This is a genomic window from Pantoea sp. SGAir0183 (assembly GCF_043545505.1).
In genome coordinates, this window is record NZ_CP028053.1 from 2584805 (window position 1) to 2607892 (window position 23088).

18 protein-coding genes and 1 pseudogene are annotated in these 23088 nt (G+C 51.7%); 11 read left to right on the forward strand and 8 right to left on the reverse strand.

What is annotated here, in order from left to right; all coding sequences use genetic code 11:
• Window positions 1-356 precede the first annotated feature (356 nt).
• Both C1N59_RS12005 and C1N59_RS12010 read right to left on the reverse strand, forming a co-directional pair.
• The gene (locus C1N59_RS12005) at window positions 357-1490 is read right to left on the reverse strand and encodes a glutathione-independent formaldehyde dehydrogenase (protein ID WP_394549576.1); all 1134 of its coding nucleotides are present in this window, start codon (window positions 1488-1490) and stop codon (window positions 357-359) included.
• Window positions 1491-2422: 932 nt separating this feature from the next.
• The gene (locus C1N59_RS12010) at window positions 2423-3667 is read right to left on the reverse strand and encodes a sensor domain-containing phosphodiesterase (protein ID WP_394549577.1); all 1245 of its coding nucleotides are present in this window, start codon (window positions 3665-3667) and stop codon (window positions 2423-2425) included.
• A gap of 659 nt (window positions 3668-4326) precedes the next feature.
• Here C1N59_RS12010 and C1N59_RS12015 point away from each other — a divergent pair.
• The gene (locus tag C1N59_RS12015) at window positions 4327-5901 is read left to right on the forward strand and encodes a methyl-accepting chemotaxis protein (RefSeq protein WP_205950067.1); all 1575 of its coding nucleotides are present in this window, start codon (window positions 4327-4329) and stop codon (window positions 5899-5901) included.
• Window positions 5902-6053: 152 nt separating this feature from the next.
• Here the strand turns inward: C1N59_RS12015 and C1N59_RS12020 are convergent, their stop codons facing one another.
• Window positions 6054-6629: a histidine phosphatase family protein gene (locus tag C1N59_RS12020; protein WP_054633940.1), complete on the reverse strand. Its 576-nt coding sequence runs from the start codon at window positions 6627-6629 to the stop codon at window positions 6054-6056.
• Between the two features lie 391 nt (window positions 6630-7020).
• Here C1N59_RS12020 and C1N59_RS12025 point away from each other — a divergent pair, with 391 nt between their 5' ends.
• On the forward strand, window positions 7021-8187 hold the full coding sequence (locus tag C1N59_RS12025; protein WP_394549578.1) for a methyl-accepting chemotaxis protein: 1167 nt from the start codon (window positions 7021-7023) through the stop codon (window positions 8185-8187).
• A 319-nt stretch (window positions 8188-8506) separates the two neighbouring features.
• Here C1N59_RS12025 and C1N59_RS12030 read toward each other — a convergent pair whose 3' ends face one another.
• The gene (locus tag C1N59_RS12030; protein WP_039340776.1) at window positions 8507-9436 is read right to left on the reverse strand and encodes a flagellin N-terminal helical domain-containing protein; all 930 of its coding nucleotides are present in this window, start codon (window positions 9434-9436) and stop codon (window positions 8507-8509) included.
• Window positions 9437-9610: 174 nt separating this feature from the next.
• The gene (locus C1N59_RS12035) at window positions 9611-10261 is read right to left on the reverse strand and encodes a substrate binding domain-containing protein (protein ID WP_394549579.1); all 651 of its coding nucleotides are present in this window, start codon (window positions 10259-10261) and stop codon (window positions 9611-9613) included.
• Window positions 10262-10779: 518 nt separating this feature from the next.
• Between C1N59_RS12035 and C1N59_RS12040 the strand changes: the two genes are divergently transcribed.
• From C1N59_RS12040 to C1N59_RS12070, 7 genes and pseudogenes are all read left to right on the forward strand, one after another.
• Window positions 10780-11277, forward strand: a complete 498-nt coding sequence (locus tag C1N59_RS12040; RefSeq protein WP_394515094.1) for a PAAR domain-containing protein — start codon at window positions 10780-10782, stop codon at window positions 11275-11277.
• The gene (locus tag C1N59_RS12045; protein WP_394549580.1) at window positions 11267-13132 is read left to right on the forward strand and encodes a PAAR domain-containing protein; all 1866 of its coding nucleotides are present in this window, start codon (window positions 11267-11269) and stop codon (window positions 13130-13132) included. Before C1N59_RS12040 ends, C1N59_RS12045 begins: the two co-directional genes overlap by 11 nt.
• Window positions 13129-13803: a DUF2931 family protein gene (locus tag C1N59_RS12050; RefSeq protein ID WP_185199864.1), complete on the forward strand. Its 675-nt coding sequence runs from the start codon at window positions 13129-13131 to the stop codon at window positions 13801-13803. The genes C1N59_RS12045 and C1N59_RS12050 overlap by 4 nt, the downstream gene beginning before the upstream one ends.
• 77 nt (window positions 13804-13880) lie before the next feature.
• Window positions 13881-14930 (forward strand): tyrosine-type recombinase/integrase, encoded by a 1050-nt coding sequence (locus tag C1N59_RS12055; RefSeq protein WP_394549582.1) that lies wholly within the window; start codon window positions 13881-13883, stop codon window positions 14928-14930.
• A 137-nt stretch (window positions 14931-15067) separates the two neighbouring features.
• A complete protein-coding gene (locus C1N59_RS12060) occupies window positions 15068-15517 on the forward strand; it encodes a hypothetical protein (RefSeq protein WP_185199862.1) in 450 nt (149 codons plus the stop codon).
• 224 nt (window positions 15518-15741) lie between these two features.
• Window positions 15742-16233 (forward strand): annotated as a pseudogene (locus C1N59_RS12065) (methyl-accepting chemotaxis protein); the annotation flags it as partial.
• Between the two features lie 751 nt (window positions 16234-16984).
• Window positions 16985-17392, forward strand: coding sequence for a hypothetical protein (locus C1N59_RS12070; RefSeq protein WP_033737925.1), 408 nt, complete (start codon window positions 16985-16987; stop codon window positions 17390-17392).
• A gap of 407 nt (window positions 17393-17799) precedes the next feature.
• Here C1N59_RS12070 and C1N59_RS12075 read toward each other — a convergent pair whose 3' ends face one another.
• The 3 genes from C1N59_RS12075 to C1N59_RS12085 all read right to left on the reverse strand — a co-directional run bounded on the left by C1N59_RS12075 (window position 17800) and on the right by C1N59_RS12085 (window position 20260).
• Entirely contained in the window at window positions 17800-18135 is a 336-nt protein-coding gene (locus C1N59_RS12075; protein ID WP_052133161.1) for a hypothetical protein, read from the reverse strand.
• A 355-nt stretch (window positions 18136-18490) separates the two neighbouring features.
• On the reverse strand, window positions 18491-18769 hold the full coding sequence (locus C1N59_RS12080) for a hypothetical protein (RefSeq protein ID WP_394549583.1): 279 nt from the start codon (window positions 18767-18769) through the stop codon (window positions 18491-18493).
• Window positions 18770-19324: 555 nt separating this feature from the next.
• The gene (locus tag C1N59_RS12085; RefSeq protein WP_394549584.1) at window positions 19325-20260 is read right to left on the reverse strand and encodes a LysR substrate-binding domain-containing protein; all 936 of its coding nucleotides are present in this window, start codon (window positions 20258-20260) and stop codon (window positions 19325-19327) included.
• Window positions 20261-20361: 101 nt separating this feature from the next.
• On the opposite strand from C1N59_RS12085, the gene C1N59_RS12090 reads away from it, so the two are divergent.
• Window positions 20362-21492 carry a trans-sulfuration enzyme family protein gene (locus C1N59_RS12090; RefSeq protein WP_394549586.1) on the forward strand — a complete coding sequence of 377 codons (1131 nt, stop codon included), beginning with the start codon at window positions 20362-20364 and terminating at the stop codon, window positions 21490-21492.
• Window positions 21493-21528: 36 nt separating this feature from the next.
• The gene (locus C1N59_RS12095; RefSeq protein ID WP_394549587.1) at window positions 21529-22815 is read left to right on the forward strand and encodes an aromatic amino acid transport family protein; all 1287 of its coding nucleotides are present in this window, start codon (window positions 21529-21531) and stop codon (window positions 22813-22815) included.
• Window positions 22816-23088: the final 273 nt, after the last annotated feature.

Below are 23088 nucleotides of genomic sequence, written 5' to 3' on the forward strand. Positions count from 1 at the left end.
CGCCGCGCCGGCGGTTTTTTTTCGCTAAAATAAAGCCAGTAAAATGACGTAGCGTTCTCATATAACAGACCCGCGTTTTTTCGGTGCACACTTTCGGATGCCAAACGATTATATTCACGTTTCTCTCGTGTTATAAACGCCGCCCTGTACCAGACCTTTCCACAGCAGGTATGGGCTGTGACTTACGCTGGCACGGTGAAGGCGAGGCGGCCTCGTACTTTGCCACCCATGCTGTTGAGATAAAACGTCATCGGTCAGTCAGCTAACCACAGGGGCCGTCTTTAACCGCCAACAGTTCGGTCCCCGGTACTCAGACGAGATCCCAGACTGCGGCGGCCCGGTTAACTGCGAATTATTCAGGGTTTTAAAATCACTTTTGTCCACCCGCTGTCGCGGTTGTCAAAATGTTTATAGCCCTCTGCGGCTTCTGTCAGCTGCAGCCGGTGGGAAATGATTTGTCCCGGCTTCGCTTTGTCCAGCGCGATCAGACGCGCCAGCTGGCGGTTATAGGCTTTGACGTTTGCCTGACCAGTGCGGACAGACTGGCCTTTAAACCAGAAGCTGCCGAAGTCGAAAGGCATTTTACCTTCTTTCGCCAGATCGGTGGCAGCACCGGGATCCTGTGGCACAAATACGCCCACCACACCAATGCCGCCCGTCGCTTTGGTGGAGGCCACCAGGCTGTTCATGGTGTCGGCGTTATCTTCAACCCCATGTTTGTTACAGCACTGATATCCCACACATTCGCAGCCACAATCGGTGCCCCGGCCATCCGTCAGGTCGAGAATTTTATTTACCGCATCGGCCCCGGTGGCATTAATGGCAATGGCACCGACTTTTTCAGCCAGCGCCAGCCTGTCGGCATGCGTGTCCACAACGTACACTTCGGAGGCACCCTTGATAATCGCCGAATGCGCCGCCATCAGTCCTACCGGCCCAGCGCCATAGATAGCCACACTTTCACCAGGTTTGAGCCCCGCCAGTTCAGTGGCATGCCAGCCGGTGGGAAAAATATCAGACAGCATGACGTAATCGTCTTCCTTTTCAACCGCATCGGGTGGCAGCACCAGGCAGTTAAAATCGGCAAAGGGTACGCGCAATAATTCTGCCTGCCCACCAGACCAGGGCCCCATTTCGGCAAAGCCGTACGCCGCCCCTGCCGTGCCTGGATTGGTCGTCAGGCAGAAGCCTGTCAGCCCTTTTTCACAGTTTTCGCAGAATCCGCAGCCGACGTTGAAAGGCAGGCAGACATAATCTCCGACTTTCACGCGCTCCACACCGCTGCCGATCTCTACCACCTGCCCCAGATTTTCATGGCCCAGGATACGGCCCTGTTCGAAGCTGGTACGCCCTTCGTACATATGAAGATCAGATCCGCAAATATTGGTGGTGGTGATACGAACCAGAACATCCGTGGGACGCTCAATTTTGGCATCGGGCACGTCTTTTACTGACACATCGTATGGTCCGTTATAAACGACTGCTTTCATATTTTTCCCCTCGGGTCATTGATGATTTGGCGCCCACCGGCCCTGACCGGGACGGCGAGCGGCATCGGATTTTCTGGGCTGGTTAATCAGCCTGACGCTAATCGTGCGTTCGCTGTGGAAAGAGGCCGTTCGCTTAAAATACGCGTGACTAAAAAGCGTGATTGCCTGCCCTGTTTTTAAAATAATTAGGGTTGCGCAATATTTTCGGATATTTCCGACAAATTTAACTACAGCGGAATAATGACAGATTCCCTCTGGAATGACCTGCGATACATTTCTCCTTCGTGGTTAAGATTTGCCTTCATGTTCTTTTTAAATCAGTCTTAAAAGCGTAACTGAGATAAATAAAATTGCTGCTCATCGTGAAAATTAATTCAAATAAAAATAACTTAGACTTTTTTTACAATGACTTATCTGAGAAGGTGATTATGTGAACGGAAGTTACAAAGGAGAAAAGCGAAGCCGCCTGCTGATTTAATGCACAGCAATGCCGTAAACCTGAACAGATTAATTACAGACGGTATCCGAAAACATGCATTCCTTATGCCTGACAGAAAATCGTGTTTATTTTTCACAGGTTGCGCATTATGCCCGGCAGGGGATTATCACGGCCTGGCTTATATTACCTTTCTGCGTGTTAATTTATCATGGCAGTATTCGCGCTTGTGGCCCGTTCCCGCCGGGCTTTAATTACAGACTGCCGATGCTTACTCTGTCAATACAGATTCAGGCAATACACTGATCCTGCCTGTGTGCTAACGGTTTTTTCCTTCGGTGCTGAGCCGGTCTGGCGGGTCAGACCGGTGTGCAGACATAAACGTGCACAACGCTATCAGGCAGAGAGATGACAGCAGGTAAGTGATCTCCGGCCTGCCCCATCCGATGAGGTGCCTGCGGGGGCGCAGGTTTTTACGATGCGGCAGCGTGCCCATTCAGCCTGGTTTTGAACGTCCCGGTAATATCTTACTTTCCGCGCCCTGCTGTTTAGCGGAAAAATCCTGTTCCACAGGGTGTTCTGTGCCCATCCGGCTACTGATGTCGATACCGAATACACAGAAGCCCAGCAAGTCTTTGGCTTCATCCTCCACCCGGGTAATGATAACCAGATCAATTCGACCGCCCGGCAGCGTCACTTCATAAGGCGGATAAGGCAGCCCTTTTTCGCGGAAATCCTGAAGCCATAACAGTTTATCCGCCTCCGAAGGGATGACTTCATAGATATAACGGTCGATGAGATCGTCCAGTTCCCAGCAGACGCGTTCGGCGAAGGTCTCACTGGCATCCACGATCCGGAGATCCGTGTTGAGGAAACAGATGGAGGTCCCAGGCGCAGCGTACATGGACGAGATCTGATGCGCGCGCTGATCGAGAGACATGCGTTGTACCCTGCGATGAAATTTTTTACCCGGTCGGGTGAGTAGCAACGCGTGCGTCTCATCTGCGGTCAGCGGCTTGCCGAATAAATAGCCCTGCGCATAGGTGCAGCCTATTTTCCGCAGCATTTCCGCCTCTTCCTCTGTTTCAACCCCTTCGGCGATCACGTCCATATCCAGACTGCGTCCCAGGCCGACAACGCTGGAAACAATCTTGCGACTGTCCTTTTGGTGCAGCATTGAGCGAATGAAACTGCTGTCGATTTTGATTGTGGTGGCAGGAAGCTGAATGAGCCAGGCCAGGCTTGAGAAGCCGGTGCCAAAGTCATCCATTGCTATCATGCAGCCCATCTCTGAAAGGTAATCAATCTGCGCACGCGCAGAATCCACATCATCTATCAGGGCCGTTTCGGTGATTTCTATCTTGAGCCTGGGCAAACTGAAGGCGTACTGATTTGCCACGTGCTTGATGATGTCAGGCAGATGACAACCCTTCAGTTGGGAAGGCGAAACATTAACCGATAAAAACTGCTGTTCGGGCCAGGTGCCTGCGGTCAGGATGCCCTGAGTTAACAGGACGGCGGTCAGTTCATTCAGCAGGCCCTGACGTTCCATTTCGGGAATGAATTGATCGGGCGGGATAATAAGCCCGTCCGGTAAAACGCGGCGGGCCAGCATTTCAAAGCCGACTACCCGCTCATCCTCGAGCGACACAATCGGCTGAAAATAAGGCGTAAATTCACCGGCCTGAAGCCGTTTCTTAAAGCAGGTATGCAATGTCGCATTTTTTCTTTTCGTGTTCATTCAGGTGCCTGCAACCTGCCGCGTGTTTTCATCCGGCCGTTATGGGTGATCGGTTAGTCGTTAAGTCCTCATAAAATGACGAGGTTTCATATCTGAAAAAGGCGCGCTGGCGGAATGTCTGCCGTCACCCTCTCTTTCAGTCAGTCATGAAAGGTTGAGCCGCCGTGAGATGGCCGCATCATATTGCTGCACGTCGGGAAACGCCGGGCGTTTTGCCTTTCATTCTTCTGCCAGCACTTGCGCTGTGATCGTGTTATCGGCATTAAACAAGCGAACCGTAGTGATTTATGCTTTTCAGTTGCGAATCACCTCGCATGATCCCCGCTAAGCCCCTGCCCTGCCTTGCTGACAGGCTGCTGAAGAGCCGCAGCCAGGCGGCGCATTGACCGTGATGATCGGGCTGGGGCGAAATTTTTTCGTCCTGCGTGGCGCGTCACTGACAAACGCCCCGGGAAGACGAGGGGCACCGTCACGGCAGACTGGCTTGTCTCCGCAGCAAAAACGCGGTGCTACCGCTGCCTTGCTTCATCCTGAACAAGCCGCCACGCGGGTAGGTTTTGTAAAGACAGAGACTGAATATGTAAATTATTCCTTGTCTGGCCGGGCCTGCCGATAACCTTTTTGCAGCATTAGCGGAAACAATTCGTATGGAGAACCTTATGTTCAGACCAGGAAAAATGTCACTCAACATGATGCTCAACGCGGCTTTCCTGACCGTCATCATGCTCGGCGTGTGTATTACCCTTTTTGCCGGTATCAAGCTCAGTACGGTCAGAGATCAGCAGAAGCTGACGGTGGCCCGACTGAATGATTTACGCACCTTACAGACCATTAAGGACAATGTTGCACAGCAAACTACGCTGCTTCTGGCGGCATCCTCGGGTGACAGGCACGCATCCATACAGGATATCGCTGCAAAATTTGCGGCATTACAACAAAACAGTGATGACACCACTGCCCACTTCCGCACGCTGATTAACGGAGCGCGTACCATTCCGGGTATTAACCTCAGCGAAGTGGATGAAGCCTCTGACTTTTTGAAAAAAATCGAAACGTCATCGCCGCCTTTCAAGGCCAGTGCGACGCGCGCCCTGCAACAGGACGCCAATGCCGTCCGTGAACATATCGACAACGCGCTACTGACGGACCTGGCGAACTACCGCTCAGCCGTCAGCGATATGGTGGCTTATCAGGATCGTGTGACCGGCGGTACGGCAGTGAAGACCGAAACGGGGCTGGCAGGCGTGTTCCTGTCGCTGAGCGTACTCACCGTGGTGTTTATCGCTCTGGGCTTTGTCATGAGCTGGCTGATTACGCGCCGTATCAAGAAACAATTGGGCGCAGAACCCGCCCAGGCACAGGCGCTGGCCGCCGCCATTGCCGCCGGCGATCTGAGTACGCCGGTTAAACTTCGCCGCGATGATGCTTTCAGCCTGATGGCCTCACTGGCAGGCATGCAGGACAACCTGCGTGACCTGGTATCGCAGATTAAAGCCTCATCCGCTTCCGTCTCGCTGGCGGCCGATGAAATCTCACGAGGCAATACCGAGCTGTCTTCCCGAACCGAACAGCAGGCCGCCGCGTTACAGGAAACGGCCGCCAGTATGGAGGAGCTGACGACAACGGTGAAAAACAATGCCGCCAGTGCGCAGAAGACCGCCGAGTCTGCCCGTGAGACCGCATTGCTGGCACGTAAGGGGGAAACTGACGTGCAGAAAATGTCGGATACCATGCACACGATTTCGGCCAGTGCGCTTAAAGTTCGCGACATCATCGCCGTGATTGAAAGCATCGCCTTCCAGACTAATATTCTGGCGCTCAATGCCGCCGTAGAAGCCGCGCGCGCCGGTGAAGATGGCCGGGGTTTTGCGGTCGTTGCGGGGGAGGTCAGAACACTGGCGCAGCGCAGTGCGACGGCAGCCCGTGACATCAAGCAGCTCATTGAGCAGGCGGTTACGCAGGTGGAAAGCGGCGTGGGCGTCGCACAGGGAACGGGGGAAAGTATTCTGAAGATTGTCGGTATGGTCGGCTCACTGGCGTCCGCCATGGATGAGATTTCACTGGCATCGACTGAGCAGATGCAGGGTATTTCGCAGGTCAGCATCGCTGTCAGTCAGATGGATGGCGTCACGCAAAATAACGCGGCCCTGGTTGAGGAATCTTCCACCGCGTCTCACGGTTTGTCTGATCAGGCGCATGCGCTCCAGGCGATTGTGGAAACGTTCAGGGTCTGACCCCGACAGAGGCCAGATGCAGATGCTGGCCTCTTTCATGCTCAACGCGCCGCTCTCAGCTCTCCCCTTTCCCGTTTCTCAGCCATCAGGCATCGCTGTCTTTTAGCGGCTTCGTTACAGGCTTTCATGACAAACCATCTGCGCATTCATTTCTACCGGTCAGGACAGTCAGATGAAACGCCATTCAGTCCCTCGGCATCCTGTTTAAAGGATTTAAAATGCTGATTGTCGTCAATTTTCACCACATAGATAGAATCGAAATCGGTTGCTGGCCAGTCCGGCACCTGCCCGGCATCCCCACCCGTTTTTTCAACCAGCCTGCGCGCAGCGGTCACCAGATTTTTGTGTTCCCAGGAGATAAACGTCAGAGGCACCGCTTTTTCTGCCAGCAGATCCGCGACCAGCTTATTGGGCTTGTCGGCGTGAAAGCGCAGTATGACGGGTTGAGAAACCTGTACCGCCAGAGGAATAAGGGTTGAAAGCGGGCGCAGTGAACTGCCGGTTTTATCCTCTTTTGGTGCCGAGGCATAAAGCGCATCGGGATTACCGTAGCGGCTGAGCAATACCCTCGGCAGTTTCAGGGCGCGATTCAGCCCTTTGCAGGTCAGTTGCCCGCTGGCATTGTCGGGCTTTTCGCCATGACGGAAAAACACAAATGTACTGTCAGCCGAAGCCTTCAACGGGATAAGTGTTGCAAGACCAAACAACAGCGCGAAAACGTTTTTCATCCGGATTTCCTGTTGGCGATGATGGCGGAGTGGATAACCTACTTCACGTGGGCCTGTAATAACCAGGGGTAAATGATGGGTAAGACGGCAAAAGCAAAAGACTGGCAAAGATATCGCGGTTGCTGTGGTCAGATTTATCGGCTGTATTGCGTCTGCCAGGCGCGAATATTTTTTGGCGGCGGTCTGTGATTATAAGGCCTGCCCCGTTTCCCTTCTCTGCGTTGTAAGAGACCGGCCCGCGAAAAAAGCCCCATTCGGGCATTACCCTACATGATCTGCAGACAACGCTGCCCGGCTAAACAGTAGAAAATTTAATCACTTAGCTGACTTATGCATCCTGCAACATGGCCGATAACCTGTCTGTAGTTAATTTTAATCACAGGGAGCAATTATGTTAGGCAAATTATTCAGGAAATCCCCGCCCGCGCCAGAAGTCATTTTACCGCCACGCCAGGAGGTGCCCGTCGAAGAAGTGCCGCCATGCGGGACGTTATCCGATCGTCTGGACAGTTTTTTGACTCTGCTGCCAGAGTTCTTGTGGGTCTGTGAGGGGAAAGACATCACCGACAGCACTCCGCTCTGGATTTCATCTGCCGCGCCGTTTAATTTTCCGCAAGGGGGCAACAATATCCTGACTCTCTCGGCGCTTTGCTCGCTTGTTCATGATGAAGACAAAAGTCATTTCAGACAGCTTTTACGAACCGTTAAACCCTCTGCCGCTTCCGGTGTGACCCATAAATGCCGTTTTATGACGGCAGGCGGCAGCTACGAATGGTTTCAGGTAGCCGTTAAACGTGAGCGCGGCGCTGACGGCCATAATCAGAGGCTGACAGGTACGTTGCTGAACATCAGTGAGGACGTGGCGCACGAAAGCGAATATGACATTGTCATGACCCGCTTCAACCTGTCGCGTGAAATGCTGAATGACGGGCTCTGGGACCTGCAGATCATCAATGGTGACCCTTTACATCCGAATAACGTTTTCTGGTGGTCCCCACAGTTCAGAAAACTGCTTGGATTCGAAACCGTTGAAGAGTTTCCTGATGTGATTGACAGCTGGGCTTCCCGCCTCCATCCCGACGACAGTCAGCACACGCTGGATGCCTTTATCAAACACCTTAACGACCATTCGGGCGCAACAGGTTATGACGTTGAATACCGCGTTAAACTCAAAAACGGCAATTACCGGTGGTTCCGTGCACGTGGGCAGACCCGACGGGACAAAGAGGGTATACCTTTGCGGGCGGTCGGGGCGCTGATCGATATACAGACGCTGAAAGACCAGGAAGTTCAGGCTGAACATGAACGCCAGCGAAGAGATGAGGCATCAGCCTCTGTCAGTGAGATCGCTGATTTGGTCTCTGAAAATGCCAATATTGCCGCTCAGATCAAACTCATCTCACTGAATGCCAGCATTGAGGCCGCCAGAGCCGGCGTGCAGGGACGAGGGTTTTCTGTTATTGCCAGCGAAATCCGCGAACTGGCTGACAGAGCCGCGGAGATAACCGAAAACATAAGCCGTCTGCAGATCCGGCTGGATGCCTCTTCGCGCCTGTAAAATTACCACTGCACCCTTCAGTTTTATCGCACACTTTCTGGTTGGCTTCCGGGGAGTGTGCCCACTACTCAACACAACATCCCATTTTGCCGGGCTCGGACTAAATTGCGCATCCTACCCTTTACTGCCTCTACTACGGGTCCAAAACCGGGCCTGGTCATCGGTGAATATGCGTTAAAGCGCGAAGCGACAAAATATGGATTGGATTTTGCTTGTTTTATGGACTGTATCAAAGGGTGTGCAGGCAGGAAGAGCGCTTACGCTTCACGGCGCTGAATGCTGATGAGCTGCATTACGGAATGCAGCTCACCGGCGTCTGTTAGCGAAGCAGTGACAGCATGGTCTGCGGCACTTGGTTAGCCTGTGCCAATACAGAGGACCCCGCCTGCTGCAGGATCTGCGCACGCGACATGTTTGACACTTCCGTCGCGTAGTCCGCATCCTGAATACGGCTGCGGGCAGCGGTCAGGTTGGTCACGGTGTTGTTCAGGTTGCTGATGGTGGACTCAAAACGGTTCTGAGACGCACCCAGCAGGCTGCGCTGGTTGTCGACCGCCTTAATCGCTTTATCAATGTCGGCCAGCGGCGTATTGCTGGACGCCGTCCCGCCAGTGCCGCCGGTGACCGCGCCCTTCAGAACGTCGAAGCCGATAGCAGAGGTGCTGCGGGCATTGCCGTTTACGGTCTGGCCCGTGGTTGTCTCGGTATTCTGGGTGGTGCCAGACTGCCCCGCTGCCGCCAGGTCGAAGCCGTCACTTGCGCTCAGCGTAATGCCGATTGTCTGACCGTCTTTTGCGCCTACCTGGAAGTTGTAGGTGGTGCTGCCGGAACCGGTGTTCAGGACTTTAATGCCGTTGAAGTCGGTCTGTTTGGTGACGCGGTCGATTTCCTGCATACGCTGGTTAACTTCCGCCTGGATTGAGTCGATGTCAGACGCTGAGTTAGAGCTGTTCTGCGCCTGAACGGTCAGGTCGCGTACGCGTTGCAGGTTATTGTTGATTTCGGTCAGTGCGCCTTCAGCCGTCTGCGACAGAGAGATACCGTCGTTGGCGTTACGGGCTGCAACGGTCATACCGTTGATGTTAGAGGTAAAGCGGTTAGCGATGGCTTCGCCGGCTGCGTCGTCTTTAGCGCTGTTGATGCGCAGACCGGAAGAGAGACGCTCAATTGCCGTGCCCAGAGCAGACTGTGATTTGGTCAGGTTATTCTGCGTAACCAGTGAAAGCGTATTGGTGTTAATGACGGCCATGTTAAGTCCTTGTAGTTAAAGCGTGTATATCACGCTATACCGTTATCGCCACGATAGTTACTTTCTTTAACTGTGTCGTAGAGAAATCATCTAACTGTCATAGACTGCTGCTTTTTTAACCAGGCCTCGTTGCTTATAATGCCCGCGTTGAGCGAGAAATGGAGATATATATTCTCAACGAGAGATCTTTCTTTTTTTATGGTTACTCAGAAAGTTTTTTAGGCCATCAATAAAAATGCGCACCCTCAGGGAGAGATGTAAGCGAGTGGGGTAAATAGCATGGATAGCAACCTCCTCGCCTCGTGTATCAGCCAATACCTGTACCAGGTGCCCTGCTAAAATATCCTTTTCAATCATGAATGAAGGTAAATAACCGATACCCAATCCGGCTATGGCAGCTAAGCGTATGGCATCGCCGCTGTCGAACCTGACATGGTTCCTGCCGTTCAGCGTTATTTGCCCATGCTCCTCGTCAAAGAGTGTCCATGCGCCTGAAGCCGCTCCTAAACCATAAACAAGACGACGATGTTCTTTGAGGTCAGCAGGTGATTCCGGTTTACCCCATTGCTTAAGATAGTCCGGTGATACGAATAGCTGTGACCTTGCTCTGTCGATCACCTGCGTGATGTATTGATGGCTTGTGGCTGCACTGCCTACCCGAACGGCAAGGTCAAATCCTTCTTCCACCAGATCGACAACCCGATCGCTAAGGCTGACTTCAATGTTTATATTTGGTGAGTTCTGTAAAAACGTCTGGAGAAAAGGAAGGATAACCATTTTGCCATAACCCTCTGACACGGTCAGTCTCAGAATGCCTTTTGGCACTGGTGAATTATGCCGGATACTGGCTTCGGCTTCTTCTATGTCTTCCAGTAATCTGCAGCAGCGGTGATGGAATTCATGCCCCTCTGGGGTCAGAGATAACCGCCGCGTGGTGCGTTGAAAAAGCCTTGTCTGCAGGTGCTCTTCTAACCGGGTTATCGCTTTACCCGGTTAGAAGAGCGCGTTAACCCCATCGCCTTGCCGCCAGCAACAAAACTCCCTGCCTCTGCAACAGCGACAAAGATCCGCATTGCCCTGATGTCCAGAGCGGAGCCTGTAGACATTGTCGAAGCGATTTTCCTGCCCGTCATTAGGGGACCTTTTTCGTCAATAATTACTTTAAAGTGAAATTGTAGAATTTCACTTATATTGTTTAAGTAGCCAGCGTTTCATGTTGCATTGATCATGCCCAATTATTATCCCTTCTTCCTGTGTAAATCTGCAGTCTCTCATCATGGGATATGTCTGCCATCGAATAACTTTTGCTGGCGCTTTTATCGCAGGAATAAGAAGGAATTGATATGGAACAGCAATATACCAACGAACTAACCCCGGATGTTCTGGCCTGTCAGGATGTTTCGCCTTTCAGTCCTGAGCAACTGGCTGAGATGAGCGATGAAGCGCGTGCGCTGATTGAAGAGCAGAAAGTCTTCTGCCGTTCACACCCGGTGAATGCCATCTTCCGTATTGCGACTGACGGCAGCCTGACCCGTGACGGTGGCATCGTCCGGGCGGCGGATACGGGACATCAGCTTATGCTGGACGACGGAAGCTACGCGAATGTAGCGCGTGCCGGGGATGAAGTGGCCTACCCGGACGGGCGGACGGCGAAAGTCGTGACCGGTGCGGGAGAGGCCAGCGCGATTGACGGTACCGGCGTGGCACTGGTTGGCAGTCAGCTGGATAACGGTGATGAAATAATCAGTACGCCACAGGGCATTCGTGGCTGGTTCGCCGTGAGGGTGTTCCAATGTGTCAGTCGTTTCTGGCGGAAGAGGCCTGAATACGATGCGGGTTAACAGAGGCTGTACTGTTCACGATAAAAACGTTGGACTTGACGGGGACGAAACGTCCACAGGTGCATTTTGTATTGCCGCCCGCCCCGGCATGTCGGTTATGGGGAAGCTGAAACTCTATATCGGTGACAAAACGTCACCCTGCCCCAAATGTGGCGAGGTCGGGGTGATTGTCAGTGGTGATCATCGTCACTCAAACAGTGTTGCTGTCGCCGTGGATGGCTCAGTCATTCGCTGTGGGTGCCCGGCCGGGACCCATTATCTGATTGCGCCGGGCGTGGTGTCCGTGCCAGATAACCCCAGGATGGTACCTTTGGTTTCCGGGGCAGAGTCAGAACCGGAACAGCACGCGCAGGCGGCGAAGAAAAAGAAGCGGGAAATAACGCTGACAATAGGCGTGTTTTTCGACGGTACGGGCAACAATGCTGTTAACACGCAGAACATGCTGAAGGCGTATACCGCAGAACATTACAACCTGGATGACCCGGAAGCCGGGTCCATTCTGGCAAAATGCGCCCGGGAAAATCTTGGCGTGTCGGGCAGCGGTGCAATCAGTTATACCGGGTACTACACCAATATACACTGGCTGAGTACGCTATATAAGAAATCCCTGTCCGGTAACGATTCAGATGTTCAGACGGGCATTTACATTGATGGCATTGGTACGGAAGCAGGTAAACCTGACAGCAAACTGGGACAGGGGTTTGGTATCTCTGATACCGGTGTCGTTGCCAAAACGAATAAAGCGGTTTCCATGCTGGCTGACAGCATTCAGGATGTGCTGGAGGTTGTTGGTAAAAAACAGGCTGACGGCAAGCTTATCGTCAGAGCCCTGCAGTTCGATATTTTTGGCTTCAGCCGGGGTGCAGCGGCGGCACGCCATTTTGCCAACCGCATCCAGTCCGAAGACCCGGCCATTATCAGCGCCATCCGGCAGGCCATGACGGATACGACCTTCAAGGGTTCTCCTGCCGGTAAAACCCGCTTCATCGGCATTTTCGATACCGTTGCCGCCATTGGCACCCCGGTTAACGGCCTGAACCCGCACAGCGCGGATACCGGTGACGTGAAGCTCACCCTGCGTCCCGGTGTGGCAGAGAAGGTGTTTCATATCACCGCCGCGAACGAGTGTCGGTTCAACTTTGCGCTGAACAGCGTGAAACCGGCCTGGCCGGAACTGGCGCTGCCCGGCGCACATTCCGATATCGGCGGCGGATACCTGCCGGTCACTAAAGAACATCTTTTTCTGACGCGTCCGGTAACGGAGACGGTCCCGTACAGTCAGCCCGGTGAAAAGACGCAGGCCTACCGGCAGGCCGTGGCGCAGCTGCAGACGCTGGATAAATCGCCCTGCCTTGCCCCTCTGCTGCGGACAAATGACATTTCGGCAGAAACCTGGCATGACGACAGGCTTCCTCCGGACCGCTACGGCCAGGTGCAGAAGCGCAGCTTTGCGGCGCTGACCCTGCGGGAGCGGACCGTCAGAAACGACTGGTCCCGCGTGGCGCTTAGGGTGATGCTTGAGGCCGCAAAGGAAGCCGGAGTGGTATTTGAGCCCATTCTGAGTAAAGACAAAGAACTCGTCATTCCGGATGAGCTCACCCCCCTCCGGGATAAGGCGCTGGCGATGGGGAAAGCTGTCCGCAGCGGCCAGACGGCACAGGCGTTCAGTCAGGATGAGCTGGACGTGATTGCTGAGAAGTATATTCACTGTTCGGCCAACTGGAATGCCATCGTGGTCAATACGGACGGCTTCATCCACGGGGGCGCATCGCCCTCAGCGCTGATTGGCTTTATCAACCGTCCGGATGAGCAGTGGAAACGCTCGGTCTACAGCATGGACGGGAAAAAGGTATGAAGCTGAAAGCCCTTTTTCCCCTGCTGATGCTGGTCATGATCGGCGGCTGTCGGGCAGGCGAAGCGCAGACGCCGGAAGACACCGGTGAAATGCCCTATGGGGAGGTTGGTTTTGCGTTTTTCACCCCCAGGGCATTACCGGCGGTGGTGACGAAAGCGCTGATTATCGACAACGAAAAGGTGGTCTCCACCTTCCGTACGCTGGACAGTACGCAGAGTGATCCCGATGTGGTAGGTTCCTGGAATAACACAACCTATGGTGTGGGGATCCAGTTCAACAAAGTCCGTCACCCGCCAGCGCTGATGCTGTTCTGCTGGGATTCGGTCATCGATAAAAAGACCTACGAGACGCGCATCACCTTCTCACCGGCCCTGCGGGAAAAAATGTCGGTACCAACCGGCACAGATCGGAGAGGAAATACCGCCTGGTATAAAACATTATTGTTTGGTCTGGCACCTGAAGGCAAAGTGCGCATCTGGCTCCAGAACAGCGGCCCGGCCGCTAATATGCCGGTTGAGCCGGTAAAAATCACCACGCTGTCCGGGGATAAACTGGATGCCTGTAAAGACGTCCCTTCGCGGATTGATTTCAACTACAGCATTCCCGATGGGTATGACCAGGACATAAAAGATTTTATCAAAGGGAAAACCTATCCCTATGGCAGCTGGTAACACCGCCAGATGAAATCTGCCGGATAATATGCGCCGGTGCGGTGGTATCTGTTTTTCCTGTCTGGAGGGCGATCATCATGCTGGTTTTCACCGACCTGAGCCGTACACCGGAGCTGGCGGGCGTGGCAGAGCGGCTGGGTATTATTGACGGCCAGCCCTTTCTCATCGGGGAGGATGGGGTATTTGACCGTGAAGTGAATGCCTTTTTACGGTCCCTGGTTGATCCATCAAGCCCGGGGCGTAATACCTGGCGTACCTATGCCTATCATCTTACCCGGTTTCTGGGCTGGCTCGATCAACAACAAATAGCCTGGCGTGCGGTCGATCGCAGTGTTCTGCGGCATTACTACACGCAGAGGCGGTTCAGCCAGAAACGCCCCGTCTCGGCCCGGACGTGGAACAATATTGCTGCGGCGCTGACGCGGTTTTATGAATGGGCCGCCATGACCGGGGAAATAGCCAAAAGCCCCGTTACGTATCGCGATATCAGGGCGGGTCGCATGACCGCCGCCCCGGGCACGCAGCGGGTCAGGTCAGCGATTATGGAGTCAGTCCCGGCCAGCCCGGTTCGCTACCTTCCCCTGAGGGTTTATCTTGCTCAGTTCAGGCCCGCCTTTGGCGGTACGCGAACAGCGGAGCGGGATCGCGCCTTCGCCAATTTGCTGATTTCAACGGGGATGCGTATTAATGAGGCAAACAGCCTGCTTCTGGGGGATCTGCCCGATCCCGATGCCGTGGAATGGCGGGGGAAAAAGACGGTTCCCCTGACGTTACACCGGGGAACAAAGGGCCGGAAGGTTCGCGTCATCCGTATTCCCGTGCACGTGCTTCGCACGGTGTTCCGGTATATCGCAGAAGATCGTGAAAATGCCGTTGCCATGCTCAGCGCCCGTGAACGCCCGGCAGAACTGTGGCTGTCAGAGTCCGGCAGGCCGATGAAAACGGCGCGGTGGCACGCCGTTTTCCGGCGGGCGTCACAACGGTCAGGCGTTTCCTGTACCCCCCACATGCTGCGTCACGCGTTTGCCATTCACCAGCTGACGGCAATGATCCAGCGTTTACTCGCCGACCCGGCATGGGCGACATCCGGACCGGTGCGCCAATTCCTGCATCTCCGCGAAGCATAAGCCCGCCTGGGAGACTGCCATCGCTGATGCGGAGGCCATGCGGCGGGTACCTAAACTGAGTCCGCTGCAGCGGGTTGCGCTGGACCAGGAAATCGAACGTATGCGTAAAGCGATTATCCATCTGCAGGAGGTTCACCATGGCTCGTAATCCCCGACAGGAAGTGGCGCTGCGGCGCAGATATGCTATCAGCAGGGATGAAACCCGGATGGCCTTTGAGCAGGCGCTTGCTGCCATTGCCGCCAATCCTTCCGCGCCGGTAACAGAAAAAGCATTGTATGAGGCCGCCGGGCGCTCCCGGGCCACGCTGAACCGTTATCCGGATATGAAAGAAAAACTGGCAGAGATTCGTGCTGGCCGGGACACCGTGAGTACGGAGAAAAGTAAAGAGGAACCAGAGCAGGCAGGGGCTAATCATCGATTACGGTCTCTCCAGCAGGCCAGCGCAACGCTGGCGCAGCGGGTGGCGATCCTGTCAGTGGCCGTTCAGGATTTTGAGCGCAGAAATTCGTCGCTGGTGAGGCTTCTGCGTCAACATAAAGTCGCCATACCGGTTGAGCTGGTCGTGGATAACACCGGGGAAAAATGATACAGGTACTCAATATGAAACAGTATCATATTGAAAAGGTTGTTGAACCTCAGTAAATCCGCATTACTGACAATAAAATACCGCCATTAAATAAAATATAATTACACTCATTAAGGTCATAATAATGTTGTCGAAAAAAACCCTGATTAGCCGGCCAGACGTTTAGGGCCGGTTAATGTTTTATCAAAAAAGACTGTCAGTGAATACGATTACCGACTTCTGTTGCGGTCGTGGCTGGCGAAGTCAGAAATCTTGCACAGCGATCCTCCGCCTCGGCGCGTGAAATCGAAGAGCTGATTGAATCATCCATCGCGTTTGTAGAGGCCGGAGCGTCTCAGGCCAGTGACGTTGGTGAGAACATGGCGCGAATGGATGATGCAGTCCGTCAGGTCACCGATCTGATTGAAGAAATTTCGGTTGCAGCGCAGGAGCAGTCACTGGGAATAAGCCAGGTGCATCAGGCGGTGAATCAGATGGACGACGTGACGCAGCAGAACGCCGCATTGGTTGAAGAAGCGTCCTCCGCTGCCCGCTCTCTGACCGAACAGGCAGAAGCGCTGAACGGCCTGGTCGCCGCGTTTACGCCTGGTGCAGACGGGAACTTCAGAAAGCCCGATATCAAGCCACATCCGGGCAGATCTGACGCGCAACCAGTAACATTAAAGCCGCTGGCGGGAACATACCAGAGTAGCGAGAATAACTGGACGCAGTTCTGACATACAGGTTATACCGCCGGCCAGCCCCGGCGGTATATCCGCCATCTCAGGGCTATCGGCTCACCGAAGGCAAATCAGAATGCACAGCAATATATTGCAGGCAATAAAACAGCTGTATTAAGCGCGTTATTGAGGATGCGAACAGCACGTTGATTAACTATGTTGACGCAGGCCTGGATTACATCAGCATCCAGGTCCTGGCGGATACCATTTCGCATTATGATTTGTCTGTCACCCGGCGCTTTATACATTCTATAAAGAACTGGTCCATTATGGTTTGACAACGCAAATCATCAGCGAAATATACTATTACTTGAGATATTCGGACTAATATATAAATTATATTTCAACATAATCAAAAACTTGCAATTTACATTTACTTTGCCGATTATCATTAAGCGAACCGGCTAACCGGTGAGTAACACTCTATAAACGATAGCAAGTTAATGCAGTCATTTGGGGCTCACGTCCGGGCCCCTTTTTTCTGTGGTTTTAAAGCATGAATACGCGTCTGACGTCAACCCGCATAAGGACGAAAGCGAAAAGCATTACACTTAATATTCGTCTTGTGATCGCGACCAGGGATTGGCTTTTAGCGCTGAGCAGAGGCGTTGAATACTTCATATTTCAGCGTTTAATACCCGACGGGCAAAGATTGCACCTTTCCCCTTTCACTTTATCCCGATGACGTCGTGTTCTCACTTTATGGCAGACCGCGTTTCTGTAACAGGGGTTTTACACTAGGGTAGTTATGAAACGATTAATTTATTTTTTCTTATTGATGACAGGCAATGCTCTCGCGGCTCAGACGCCAGACCTTAAAACAGTACAGGAATACTGCCACATCACGTCCATTCCGTTAATTCAGGCCGCCTCTGATGCCGTCATCTTTGACGCGTTTGGACACCCTGAAAAAATGAAAGCGCTGTCTGATACCGTTTTTTCAAGCCAGATTTTTAAAGCTGCGCCTGACGATGTCCGGAAAGCGATGAAAGACACGCTTGAAGAGGTGATACTGTCCAAAGACAAGAAAGATAAACTGTTAAAAGCCTATTCAGGTGACAGTCAGCATGACCTGAATGTCCTGTCGTCAGTCTGGGCATATTATTCAGTCGAACCTTACCTGATCAGGTGTGCATATATGAAATTTGCGGGCTAAATCCCCCAATCTTTTCTGCCTGCGCCTGGACAAATGACGGAGCGACGTCACCGACCATCAGCGTCAGCTCCTTACTCCTGTTCTCCGCCTGGTTGGCCATACGCAACCTGTTAGCAGCGGTTCGGCATGTTTTGCGCGGCCTTACCTTCGCCGTACGTTTACAGCATGCGCAAGTCGCACACGGCGGGGCTCAGGTGTATCTGATGCCAGCCAGGACGTTTAATAAATGCGCCGTGCGTACAGAGGATAAACGTCAGCGATACGCAGCCATTCTGCGCACGACACCTTACACTTTTTTGCTGGTAAGCTGGTTTTCCGCAGCAGAAAAGCAATGTGCCCGGGATGCACGCCGAAAGTCGCTTACCGCAGCCCCCGCCCGGCCAACGGAACTTACCGCAGAAGGAACGTTACCCCGTCCTGAAGGTATCCAGACAGGCATTGCACATGGTGATGAGCTGTCGGATCACCCTGTCCGCGTTTGACGGCGTAAGGTCCTGCTCAAACACATTACGCACGGTGCCAAATATGACGGTGATAAGCGTCAGGTTGACGCTACTGACGTCAGGAAACGTCATGTTGCTGGCGCTCGTAAGCATCGCTGTTGTCGCGCTGTTTACCCGCTTGCTAAACGTATCAATCAGCGGCTGGTTATCCAGCTCTGCCACCGAGCGGTAAAGTGCCTTTGTCACGTCGATACGTGCTGTTTTGGCCTGCCAGTAGGTCATGATCAATGACGCACTCATGTCGCTGACGGTCGCACCACTCTGGTTGCGGCAGGTGACTTCAATCCTGTCGGCCAGCGCTGCTAAATAGCGTTACATTTACCGGTTCTGGTCTTTTCCCACAGCCGGAACATTTGGCGTTTTTTCCTCACAGGCTGAGAAACGCGTTGAGGCGGTTCCTGCCATCACCAGGGTGAACGCGCTTACCCTGTCTGCCCCGTATGGCGGTCTGCTGTCCTGTTATTGGGCCGGAAGACGTTCAGGCGCAGGATAAAAGCTCAGATACCCTGCGGGCAGAAAGCTGACTGGCCCGTAGCCGGTCAGTTCAGGAAACACAGACACCGCACCTGTGAACGGTGTCTGTCGATTTTACTCGTTATGCGTTGCCATCGTTCGGGCAACTCGGACCCACACCCAGCGAAGGATCATCACAGGCCTGGTTAATCTCCAGATGGTGATGCCACGCGGCCAGTTTAACTGCACGTTCATTAATAGAAACATCAGGCTTTTTAGGAGAAACATTGCCGGTTGCCACTGCACCGAAAGTCATTTGAGAAGGCAGATCCTTTGCAAACGAAGACACCTGCAGGCCAGCCAGTACGACAGTGGCCAAAGCTGTGGTTTTAACTGCATTTTTAATGACAGACAGAGACATGATGAATCCTCTCAGCTTAAGTAAGTTAATCGCTGTTTGCCCGGACAGCACTCAGCGAAATGAGAAACATGTTCACAAAAGCGGGCGCGGTGTTAAGACGCGCCTCAGGTATTCAAAAATTTTTCTGTGACAGTTTGATGATACCGGCTGCTAAAGAGAGTAATGAAATATTGCCTGTGTAACGCGGGGAAACAGTTGCAGGAAATGGCGTCCAGACCCTGCCAGGCACCTTCATCATGAGGTCTGATTTCTCAGCCTCTTTCAGATCACCATGGTAAATAACCGGTTTGTTTACTCACCCGAAGCGGGGAATGGTAAAGCTCCCGTCTCACCAAACCGAGGCACAGAGAGGCAAGGGAACAGGCGTGTTTTTTTAATACTTACCCGCTTTGCGATAGGTGCCTGTTTGCATTCAGCCAGCCATCCATCAGGTATTTTTACTGTGACAACTTAAGTAAAAACGCAGGTCGCTTGTCTACTGAACTGACAGGCGGAGTTGAGGTAAATCAGACGGCCATCTGAAAGTTAAATACGCAGAATGGAAAGATTAAACCGTCAAATATTGAATTGCTTTACCTTGATATCGACATGATGGACTTTTGACACTTCTCTTAATTCTCTTGCCGTCTGAATTCTGAGATTTTTTATCAAGTCTTTTGCGCTGGCTTTCAACACCTTGTCTTTTCTGAAAATCAAATTGCTCCCGAAAGTAATATTTTCACGAAGCGTAAATACATCTACTGCTTCAGCGTTAATCCCCGCCAGGGTCAGAGGATGCACAATACCCACACCGGCCCCAGACGTCACCATTTCTAACACCGTATGACAATATGGCGTTTCAACGAGCATGTTTAAGCTTAATTTCTTTAACCGACACTCTTTTTCCAGCGCTATTCTCGTCGTATCCTCAGAGTTAAGGGCGATAAAGTTTTGATCGGCTATCTCTGTAAGGCTGACCGATTTTACTGAGGCGCTGAGCATGTTTTTTGGCGTAATGAATACACCTTGCACCGTGCAGAAACTGTAAAAAACGCAGCTGTTGCCATATATTTCGTTTGCTACCAGACCAAAATCCAGTTCTCCCGAATCTACGGTTTCATAAATATCACGAGAACTGTTAATAGAAAATTTGACTTTCGTCACAGAGGCTTTGACAAAGTCAGCAATCACTTTCGGAATCACTTTTTGCCCGAACACCGGGTGAGCCGCAAGATGGATGGTTGTATCAATGCGATTTTTGAGAGATTTCACTTTGTGTTCAATCAGTTCTATACCGCGAAAATGTTTTTCAACCTCTTTCATAAGCAGGTGAGCATTTTCCGTGGCTTCTAACCTGCCCCTTTCTCGCCTGAACAACACAAGCCCGCATTCGTTTTCAAAAATTTTTAATTTCTGGCTGACGGCAGACTGAGAAACACCAATCATTTCAGCTGCTTTTGTTGCGCTTCCTGTAAGCATAACTGCTCTGAAGGTTTCAATTTCTCTGTACACTTCCCATTACCTGTACTTATGAAGTCATTAGCTTCCAGTATAGAATTACGCTTTTTTAAGCGCAATAGTGGGGGCAGCGTATAAACACAAGAGGAAAAGCCGTGAAAACGAACAATGATAAACATTCATTTAAATCTCTGGCGACGCCGGTTTACAGAGGTTCAACAATTGTTTTCGAGGATTTTCAAAGTTTCGAAGAAAGAAAGAAAAGGCAGCCGGATGGATTCAGTTACGGCATTACGGGCTCACCCACCCACCGCGAAGTGGAAAAGTTAATTTCCGGTCTGGAAGGCAGCCGAAATACCGTTGTACTTCCTTCAGGCCAGGCCGCTCTGGTGCTGGTATTAATGTCAACATTGAAGGGCGGAGACCATATTATTGCGCCTGATTCCTGCTACGGGCCGTTACGTGACTTTCTAACAGATTATTTAGCACAGCTAAACGTTGAAGTAACATTCTGCCCACCGCGAGATACTGCTTTTATACAGAATGCACTATGTGACAACACCCGGCTGATCTTAATTGAGTCACCCTGTTCACTGACAATGGAAATACAGGATATTGAACAAATTGCCATGCTAGCGCGTCGACATAATATTCTCACGGTTGTCGATAATTCGTGGGGAGGTCCGCTGCTGTCCAGACCCTTCAGGTTTAGCGTGGATTATGTCGTCGAGGCGGTGTCGAAAATGATGAATGGCCATTCTGACATTCTGCTGGGCAGCATCAGCACTGTTGATAATGAACACCATGCCCGTCTCAGAAAGTTGCAGGATATTATGGGCATGTATGTCAGCCCCGACGACTGTTTCCTGGCGATAAGAGGGCTTGAAACGTATTCATTACGCCAGGAGAAACAGTCCTCTTCGGCTGAGATTATTTCTCACTGGCTTGAGAAGCATCCTGCCGTGGCCGCTGTGTTTCATCCCGGACTGGCATCTTCCGAAGACAATCGTCTCTATAAGAAATACTTTGATGGATATGGAACTGTTTTTTCTTTAACGTTAAAAGATGAACGTCGCCTCGAACGCTTCTTTGACAGCCTGACCCGGTTCAGAATTGGAGCCAGCTATGGTGGCACTAAAAGCCTGATTGCCTATTACTCGCCTGAAAGTCTGTCTTCCCGGCGTTATCACGACAGCACCGCCTCTATTATCAGGCTGTCTGTAGGCCTGGAAGACTGTCAGTTACTTATTAACGATCTTGATTCCGCATTGAATAAAATAATTTAAATAAACATAACATCCCCTCGTGAAATGGAGATTACCATGTCTTCCAGTACCCTTACGCCAAAAATAACCGGGAACACCGTTAAAACAGATATAATGTGGATTTTAGCCATTTATGGATGTGCCGTCGGAAGCGGATCGCTTTTCTGGCCTGTGAGTCTGGGCAGCGCCGGCTTATGGTCAATGATGATACTTATTGCTCTGGCTTTTCCGGTTACTTATTTTACGTACCGCGTGCTTTCACTGTATATCTCGGCAGGAACGGTGACGAGAACGTCAAAAAGCAATCTTATCGACACAACCAACGAATTACTGGGAGGGAAAGCGGTAAAATTACTTACCGTGGCATACTTTCTCATTATGGTCCCATCATTGGCCGTTTATGCCATAACAATGAGCAACACATTTTTGGATTTTTTCAAAACGCAGATGGGATTTCCTTCCTTAAACAGGGGCGCTACCGTTTTCGGAATAATCTTTTTGATGTCGCTTATTTCTTTAGGGAAAACAGAGACGATATTAAAAGTTGTCGGGGTAATCGTTTTCCCATTCATCCTGTCTTTGATTTTTTTTGGCATTATGTCAGTTCCACACTGGAATACTTCTTTCCTTACCGCGGAGGCGAATACAACGTCAATACCGGAGATTGCAAAATCCCTCTTCAATAACCTTCCGGTATTAATTTTTGCTTTCAGCTTCACGCCCATCGTTTCCAGCCTGGTTGCTCATTATAAACAGACCCACGGTGAACAGGCTTTCGAAAAAATAAATCAGATCCTCGTTCTTTCACTGATAATCATCATATCAACCGTGGTCTTTTTCTCGCTCGGGTGTATCTTTTCCTTAACGCCGTCAGACATTAAGGAAGCGCGCCTCGAGAATCTGACATCGCTGTCAATACTGGCAAGAAAGTTTGACGCCCCCTGGCTTGCCATCTGTTCTCAGATAATTATATTTTTTGCGGCGATGAAAGCCTTCCAGGGTAAGTTTGTTGCCACGCGTGAAAGCCTGACTGGAATGGCGCTTAATAATTTCGGATGCAACGACGCCTTTTCAAACGGAACGGGAATGCGCCTTGTATCTGTCGTGGTCGTCTTTTTTATTACCATCATACCCACCATAGCCAATCTGGATGTTATTAACATCATCAAGTATTTTATGGTCCCCGTCAGCGTATTCATTGTTTTCTTTCTGCCTCAATATGCATTTTACCGAATCCCGGCATTGCATCATCTTCGCGGTGGATTCATTAACTGGTTTGTCATCCTGACCGGAATATGTGCTCTGTTTGCAGGCGTTTTAACTATTATCAGGCACGTTTTCTGATAAAGTTTAACGCCTGAAATCAGGATGCTAGTGTCGCTTCTTATTTTGCTGATCACTACAATACGATCATTGTCTGTGTGATGATTGATCACCTGCTCTGCGCCCGTTAGCAGGGCAGGTTTAATGATAATGAAACTCGGCTATCGGACGTAAAGTGGCCTGGGTTGCGTCGTTTTAAACCGCCTTTTACTCTGTAAACCCGCCTTCCGGGTCAGATTCATAAACGACCGCGTTTGCATCAGCCAATCACACGGATCAATGCTCCGCGAATAC

What these genes read in the sequence shown, in the direction of transcription:
- C1N59_RS12040 (WP_394515094.1), top strand. Translation starts at nt 10,780, where the DNA reads ATGGAACAGCAATATACCAACGAACTAACCCCGGATGTTCTGGCCTGT.
- C1N59_RS12075 (WP_052133161.1), bottom strand. Translation starts at nt 18,135, where the DNA reads ATGAGTGCGTCATTGATCATGACCTACTGGCAGGCCAAAACAGCACGT.
- C1N59_RS12025 (WP_394549578.1), top strand. Translation starts at nt 7,021, where the DNA reads ATGTTAGGCAAATTATTCAGGAAATCCCCGCCCGCGCCAGAAGTCATT.
- C1N59_RS12015 (WP_205950067.1), top strand. Translation starts at nt 4,327, where the DNA reads ATGTTCAGACCAGGAAAAATGTCACTCAACATGATGCTCAACGCGGCT.
- C1N59_RS12010 (WP_394549577.1), bottom strand. Translation starts at nt 3,667, where the DNA reads ATGAACACGAAAAGAAAAAATGCGACATTGCATACCTGCTTTAAGAAA.
- C1N59_RS12080 (WP_394549583.1), bottom strand. Translation starts at nt 18,769, where the DNA reads ATGTCTCTGTCTGTCATTAAAAATGCAGTTAAAACCACAGCTTTGGCC.
- C1N59_RS12060 (WP_185199862.1), top strand. Translation starts at nt 15,068, where the DNA reads ATGGCTCGTAATCCCCGACAGGAAGTGGCGCTGCGGCGCAGATATGCT.
- C1N59_RS12055 (WP_394549582.1), top strand. Translation starts at nt 13,881, where the DNA reads ATGCTGGTTTTCACCGACCTGAGCCGTACACCGGAGCTGGCGGGCGTG.
- C1N59_RS12030 (WP_039340776.1), bottom strand. Translation starts at nt 9,436, where the DNA reads ATGGCCGTCATTAACACCAATACGCTTTCACTGGTTACGCAGAATAAC.
- C1N59_RS12095 (WP_394549587.1), top strand. Translation starts at nt 21,529, where the DNA reads ATGTCTTCCAGTACCCTTACGCCAAAAATAACCGGGAACACCGTTAAA.
- C1N59_RS12050 (WP_185199864.1), top strand. Translation starts at nt 13,129, where the DNA reads ATGAAGCTGAAAGCCCTTTTTCCCCTGCTGATGCTGGTCATGATCGGC.
- C1N59_RS12045 (WP_394549580.1), top strand. Translation starts at nt 11,267, where the DNA reads ATGCGGGTTAACAGAGGCTGTACTGTTCACGATAAAAACGTTGGACTT.
- C1N59_RS12070 (WP_033737925.1), top strand. Translation starts at nt 16,985, where the DNA reads ATGAAACGATTAATTTATTTTTTCTTATTGATGACAGGCAATGCTCTC.
- C1N59_RS12020 (WP_054633940.1), bottom strand. Translation starts at nt 6,629, where the DNA reads ATGAAAAACGTTTTCGCGCTGTTGTTTGGTCTTGCAACACTTATCCCG.
- C1N59_RS12005 (WP_394549576.1), bottom strand. Translation starts at nt 1,490, where the DNA reads ATGAAAGCAGTCGTTTATAACGGACCATACGATGTGTCAGTAAAAGAC.